Source organism: Acidaminococcus sp. HCP3S3_G9_1 (assembly GCF_052122455.1).
GTDB lineage: Bacteria > Bacillota > Negativicutes > Acidaminococcales > Acidaminococcaceae > Acidaminococcus.
In genome coordinates, this window is sequence record NZ_JBQKCH010000050.1 from 1 (window position 1) to 391 (window position 391).

Sequence of the window (391 nt, forward strand, 5' to 3'; positions counted from 1 at the left end):
TTCGATGCTCTGGGTCAGGTTCTCCAGTTTCTCTTCCATGCGTACCAGCAGGTACCAGGAAATGACCATGGGGAATCCGTACTGGGCAGCCTGGCCGGCCAGCAGGGACAGATCCTCCATGGGTTAGCCCTCGGTGACTTCGTCAGTTCCGTCAGAGAGCAGATCCTTGACGTCGGTCACTTTGGCCCCCTGGATGGTTTCCACAGGAATGCCGTTCTTGGTGAGGAAGACTTTGCTTTCCACCACTTTGTTCATCACCGGCAGCACCATTTCCCGGTCTACGTCAGAGCGGGGGTTCACGATGCGGATGTTTTTGGTCGCTTTTTCGCTGTCCTTGAAAATCAGGTCCAGTTTTCTGGAATCTGCCATTGTGCACTACCTCCTTTACGCC

At 54.5% G+C, this 391-nt stretch carries 2 protein-coding genes; both read right to left on the reverse strand.

The genetic code is table 11. The features are described 5' to 3' along the window. A partial coding sequence (locus ACTQY1_RS11290; RefSeq protein WP_441374215.1) for a YvrJ family protein occupies window positions 1-120 on the reverse strand: 120 nt, incomplete at its 3' end. A gap of 3 nt (window positions 121-123) precedes the next feature. Beyond that, entirely contained in the window at window positions 124-369 is a 246-nt protein-coding gene (locus ACTQY1_RS11295) for a DUF2922 domain-containing protein (protein WP_154487234.1), read from the reverse strand. Window positions 370-391: the final 22 nt, after the last annotated feature.

Excerpts from the sequence above, each read along its gene's own strand:
- ACTQY1_RS11295 (WP_154487234.1), bottom strand. The coding sequence starts at position 369 with ATGGCAGATTCCAGAAAACTGGACCTGATTTTCAAGGACAGCGAAAAA.